Raw genomic sequence first — 5,044 nt, forward strand, 5'->3', positions numbered from 1 at the left:
TCCGCATCGACCACGCCCATTGCCGCTAGCAACCCGAGCGCGATCGGGAGATCGAAGTGCGAGCCTTCCTTGGGCAGATCGGCGGGCGACAGGTTGACCGCGATCCGCTTGGGCGGCAGCGCCAGTCCCATGCTGGCGATCGCACCGCGCACGCGTTCGCGGCTTTCCCCCACCGCCTTGTCGGCAAGGCCCACGAGGTTGAACGCGGGCAAACCGGCGATCAGTTGCACCTGCACCTCGACCGCGCGCGCCTCCAGTCCCAGATACGCCACGGTGGATACGATCGCGACCATGTGCCTGCCCCCTGCGCGCCGTCATAGCGCGGTTGCAGGCCGTGCGAAGCCGACAAGACTTACCGTAACGTTGACTTGCCTACTGCGTTTGCCTATGCGGCGCAGCGTTGGGGCTGCCCGTGTGGTGGCCCCTTGATATTTGTATTCGGGACATGAACGATGAAGCGGACCTTTCAGCCGAGCAACCTGGTGCGTGCACGCCGTCACGGCTTTCGCGCGCGGATGGCGACGGTCGGCGGCCGTGCGGTGATCCGGGCGCGTCGCGCGCGCGGCCGCAAGAAGCTGTCGGCGTAAGCGAGACCCAGAGTGGTCAGGGCACCCCGCGCGTGACGCCGGGGCGCATGACGAAGCGGCCGGAATATCTGGCCGCAAACGCCGGGCGTCGGGCTCCGACGCCCGGCTTCGTTTTGTTGGTCAAGGATCGCCGCGACGACGATCCGTCGATGCGGATCGGCATCACCGTGACCAAGAAGGTCGGCAATGCGGTGGTCCGCAACCGGATCAAGCGGCGGTTTCGCGCGCTTGCTCGCGACGTGCTGCCAGAGGCGGGGTGCGCCGGCGCCGACCATGTGCTGATCGGTCGCGACGACGCGCTGGTGCGCGACTATGCCGCGCTCAGACATGATCTGGTCCGCGCACTGGAACGCGCGGCCAAGGCGCCGGAGGGCGACACGCGCCCGCGGCCACGCAAGCGAAAATGATTGCGCGCGTGCTGATCGTGATCGCGCGCGCGTGGCAATTGGGTCCGAGCGTGATCTTGCCGCCGACGTGCCGGTATCAGCCGTCGTGTTCGGCCTATGCAATCGAAGCGCTGCGCCGCTATGGGGCGGTGAAGGGCGGATGGCTGTCGATCAAGCGTATCGGACGATGCCATCCATGGGGCGGACACGGACCCGATCCGGTTCCGTGAAGACGAGTTGGGGCGCCAGGTGAATAACGACAACAAGAACTTCATCGTGTTCGCGGTGATCGCGGCGCTGATCCTGTTCGGCTGGCCGCTGGCGCAAAGCCGGTTCTTCCCGACTGCGAACCCGCCTGTTACCAAGATCGTGGACGGCAAGTCGAAGCCGCTGCCGCAACCCGGTGCCGACCCGACCGCCGACTCGCCCGCTGCGATGCGCGATCGCCGCTCTGTCCTCGCGGCCACACCGCGCGTTCGTATCCAGACGCCGCGGCTCCAAGGCTCGATCAATCTCCGCGGCGCGCGGATCGATGATCTGGTGTTGACCGACTATAAGGAAACGGTTGCCAAGAACTCGGCGCCGATCCGCTTGCTGTCGCCGGCCGGCGCGCCCGAGGCGTATTTCGCACAATTCGGCTGGCGTGATGGCGGGTTGAAGCCGCCGGCGCCCGATGCGGTATGGACCGCGTCCTCGAACATTCTCTCGCCCGGCCGGCCGGTGACGCTGACTGCGGCGAATGCGACGGGGCAGCGCTTCCGCATCGATCTGTCGATCGACAACGATTACCTGTTCACCATTCGTCAGACCGTCGCCAACGCCGGGCAGAGCGCAGTGCCGGTGGCAAGCTACGCGCTGGTCAATCGTGCCGGCGTATCGAAGGACCCGGACAGCTGGACGATCCACACCGGTCCGATGGCGGTGTACGACAATGCCGCGCACTACGGCCCTAACTTCAAGGACGTCGACGAGGGTCCGCAGCGCTTCGACTCGAAGGGCGGCTGGCTCGGCTTCACCGACAAGTACTGGCTGACCGCGCTGATCCCGGATCAGGCGCGCAGCTTCGACGGGCAGTTCCGCGCCGGCGCGAACAAGACCTACCAGGGCGACTTCACCGGCGCGGCGCAACTGCTCCAGCCCGGGCAGCAGACCAGCCAGACGACCCGCTTCTTCGCCGGCGCGAAGGAGGTCAAGCTGCTCGACCAATACACCGACAACGGCACTGCGGCGAAGCTCGACTATGCGCTCGACTGGGGCTGGTTCCGTATCGTCGAGAAGCCGATCTTCTATTACCTCGACTTCCTGTTCCACTTGGTCAGCAATTTCGGCCTAGCGATCATCCTGCTGACGCTGACGATCCGCCTGCTCGTCTTCCCGATCGCGCAGAAGCAGTTCAAGAGCATGGCGGCGACGCGCGCCATCCAGCCGAAGATGAAGGCGATCCAGGAACGCCACAAGGACGACAAGCAGCGCCAGCAGCAGGAGATCATGGCACTGTACAAGTCGGAGGGCGTCAACCCGCTCGCCGGCTGCCTGCCGACGCTGATCCAGATCCCGATCTTCTACGCGCTTTACAAGGTGCTGCTGCTGACGATCGAGATGCGTCACCAGCCGTTCGTGTTGTGGATCAAGGATCTGTCCGCGCCCGATCCGCTGACCCCCGTCAACCTGTTCGGGCTGCTCGCCTTCACCCCGCCGCACGTCATTGCAATCGGCGTGGTGCCGATCCTGCTCGGCATCTCGATGTTCTTCCAGTTCCGCCTCAACCCGGCGCCGATGGACGACGCGCAGAAGCAGGTATTCGCGATCATGCCGTGGGTGCTGATGTTCGTGATGGCGCCATTCGCGGTCGGGCTGCAGGTCTATTGGATCACGACCAACTGTATATCGATCATGCAGCAGAAGTGGCTCTACAGCCGCCATCCGCAGCTCAAGCAGGCGGCTGCCAAGTGAACGATCAGCCGTCTGAGATCGGTGGTGAGGCGTTCGATGAAGAGCAGATCGAGACAGCGCGCAAGTTATTCGCCGGCCCGGTTGAGTTCCTAAAATCGGCCCCGGCGCTCAACTTCTTGCCTGACCCGGTGGTGCCTGAGGTTGCGTTCGCGGGACGATCGAACGTGGGCAAGTCGTCGCTGCTGAACGCGCTGACGGGGCGCAAGTCGCTCGCGCGCACCTCGGTCACGCCGGGACGAACGCAGGAGTTGAACTTCTTCGATGTCGGAGAGCCCTTGCGCTTCCGGCTGGTCGACATGCCCGGATACGGCTTCGCCAAGGCGCCGAAGGACATGGTCAAGAAGTGGCGCTTTCTGGTCAACGACTTCCTGCGCGGGCGGCAGGCATTGAAGCGCGCGCTTGTGCTGATCGACAGCCGCCATGGCATCAAGGATGTTGATCGCGAGATCCTCGAAATGCTCGACCGTGCCGCGGTCAGCTACCGGCTCGTTCTGACCAAGGCCGACAAGGTAAAGGCGACCGACCTCGCCGACGTGACCGCCGCGACCGCGGCGCAAGCGCGCAAGCACGCCGCCGCGCATCCCGACATCATCCAGACATCGAGCGAGGGTGGCCTCGGCATCGCCGAACTGCGCGCCGCGGTGCTGGAGGCGGTCAACAGCTAGGACGGCACGCGCAGCGACTTGTCGTCCCCTGCCCACGCCCGTAACGCTTCCGCCCATGAAGCTCATCATCGGCAACAAGGCCTATTCGTCGTGGTCGCTGCGCGGCTGGCTCGCGTGCAAGCAATCGGGGCTGCCGTTCGAGGAAGTCGTCGTGCCGCTCTACGACGAGGAATGGGATAAGCGCCGCGAGGGCGACGAATTCGCGCCATCGTCGGGCAAGGTGCCGATCCTGTGGGACGGCGACGCGGTAGTGTGGGACAGCCTCGCCATCGTCGAGTATCTGTCGGATAAGGTCGGACGCACGCGCTTCTGGCCTGAGGACGAGGCGGCGCGCGCGATGGCGCGATCGATGGCGGCGGAAATGCACTCCAGCTTCGCCGCGCTGCGCCGCAAGCACAGCATGAATATCCGCCAGATCTTCCCATCGAAGCGCCCCGACGACGACGTAATCGCCGATCTGTCGCGGATCATGGAATTGTGGGCACAGGCACGCGCGCGTTTCGGTAGCGGCGGCGACTTCCTGTTCGGCGAGTTCGGCGCGGCAGACATCATGTTCGCGCCCGTCTGCACGCGGATCGTCACCTATTCGCTACCCGCGCCGCGCTTCGCCGCCGCGTACATCTCGGCCGTGCTGTCGCACCCGTTCATGCAGGACTGGATCGCGGGCGCGCAGGCCGAGGATTGGGTGCTCGAACAGTTCGAGCAACCCGCCGCGTGAGCCAGACCGACGTCGTTGCGCTCACGCGTGCGCTGCTCGACGCAGAGAGCGTGACGCCCGCGCGCGGGGCTGTATTCGACGTGCTAGAAGCGGCACTGCTGCCACTTGGGTTCGCGGTCGATCGTTTCGTCGTTGGCGAGGCCCCGGATGGGCCGGTCGAGAACCTCCTCGCGACCCGCGGTTCAGGCGCACCGCACCTCGCCTTTGCCGGTCACGTTGACGTGGTCCCGCCGGGTGACGGCTGGACCAGCCCCGCCTTTCGGAGCGAGCAACGCGGCGGATTGCTGTACGGGCGCGGCGCGGTCGACATGAAGGGAGCGATCGCGGCCTTTGTCGCTGCACTGGCGTCGCAACCGCGTGAAGGGCAAGTCTCGCTCATCATCACCGGCGACGAGGAAGGTCCCGCAACCTACGGAACCGTGTCGCTAATCGAGCGGATGCGCGCGCGCGGGGTCGTGCCCGACCTGTGCGTCGTCGGCGAACCGACCTCGGCCAAGCAGCTGGGCGACACGATCAAGATCGGGCGGCGCGGCTCGGTCAACATCTGGATCGAGGTCCCGGGCCGGCAGGGCCACGTCGCCTATCCCCATCTCGCCGACAACCCGATCCCGAAACTGATCGCCGCGCTGGCCGAACTCAACGCACTCGTGCTCGACGAGGGCAGTGCCTGGTTCCAGCCTTCGAATCTCGAAGTGACCGACATGAATGTCGGTAATCCAGCGACCAACGTGATTC

8 protein-coding genes are annotated in these 5,044 nt (G+C 65.5%); 7 read left to right on the forward strand and 1 reads right to left on the reverse strand.

Going from position 1 to position 5,044, the window contains the following annotated elements; all coding sequences use genetic code 11:
* Nucleotides 1-293 (reverse strand): magnesium chelatase domain-containing protein (locus QZ847_RS15720; protein ID WP_294358310.1); only part of this gene is annotated, 293 nt, incomplete at its 3' end.
* A gap of 159 nt (nucleotides 294-452) precedes the next feature.
* Between QZ847_RS15720 and rpmH the strand changes: the two genes are divergently transcribed.
* The 7 genes from rpmH to dapE form a co-directional block, all read left to right on the forward strand.
* Nucleotides 453-587: a 50S ribosomal protein L34 gene (rpmH, locus tag QZ847_RS15725; RefSeq protein ID WP_028056723.1), complete on the forward strand. Its 135-nt coding sequence runs from the start codon at nucleotides 453-455 to the stop codon at nucleotides 585-587.
* Between the two features lie 47 nt (nucleotides 588-634).
* Nucleotides 635-994 carry a ribonuclease P protein component gene (gene rnpA, locus QZ847_RS15730; protein ID WP_294358313.1) on the forward strand — a complete coding sequence of 120 codons (360 nt, stop codon included), beginning with the start codon at nucleotides 635-637 and terminating at the stop codon, nucleotides 992-994.
* A complete protein-coding gene (yidD, locus tag QZ847_RS15735) occupies nucleotides 991-1,203 on the forward strand; it encodes a membrane protein insertion efficiency factor YidD (RefSeq protein ID WP_294358315.1) in 213 nt (70 codons plus the stop codon). Before rnpA ends, yidD begins: the two co-directional genes overlap by 4 nt.
* Before the next feature lie 19 nt (nucleotides 1,204-1,222).
* On the forward strand, nucleotides 1,223-2,926 hold the full coding sequence (yidC, locus tag QZ847_RS15740) for a membrane protein insertase YidC (RefSeq protein ID WP_294358316.1): 1,704 nt from the start codon (nucleotides 1,223-1,225) through the stop codon (nucleotides 2,924-2,926).
* Complete coding sequence (gene yihA / locus QZ847_RS15745) at nucleotides 2,923-3,591, forward strand: ribosome biogenesis GTP-binding protein YihA/YsxC (RefSeq protein ID WP_294358318.1); 669 nt, start codon at nucleotides 2,923-2,925, stop codon at nucleotides 3,589-3,591. The genes yidC and yihA overlap by 4 nt, the downstream gene beginning before the upstream one ends.
* 55 nt (nucleotides 3,592-3,646) lie before the next feature.
* Nucleotides 3,647-4,309 (forward strand): glutathione S-transferase family protein, encoded by a 663-nt coding sequence (locus QZ847_RS15750; RefSeq protein WP_294358321.1) that lies wholly within the window; start codon nucleotides 3,647-3,649, stop codon nucleotides 4,307-4,309.
* Nucleotides 4,306-5,044 (forward strand): succinyl-diaminopimelate desuccinylase (gene dapE / locus QZ847_RS15755; RefSeq protein WP_294358323.1); only part of this gene is annotated, 739 nt, incomplete at its 3' end. The genes QZ847_RS15750 and dapE, both read left to right, overlap by 4 nt.

Source organism: uncultured Sphingomonas sp. (genome assembly GCF_913778135.1).
GTDB lineage: Bacteria > Pseudomonadota > Alphaproteobacteria > Sphingomonadales > Sphingomonadaceae > Sphingomonas.

Bases quoted from the DNA above. Each gene is read 5' to 3' on its own strand.
- rpmH (WP_028056723.1), top strand. From the start codon at position 453: ATGAAGCGGACCTTTCAGCCGAGCAACCTGGTGCGTGCACGCCGTCAC.
- rnpA (WP_294358313.1), top strand. From the start codon at position 635: ATGACGAAGCGGCCGGAATATCTGGCCGCAAACGCCGGGCGTCGGGCT.
- yidD (WP_294358315.1), top strand. From the start codon at position 991: ATGATTGCGCGCGTGCTGATCGTGATCGCGCGCGCGTGGCAATTGGGT.
- QZ847_RS15750 (WP_294358321.1), top strand. From the start codon at position 3,647: ATGAAGCTCATCATCGGCAACAAGGCCTATTCGTCGTGGTCGCTGCGC.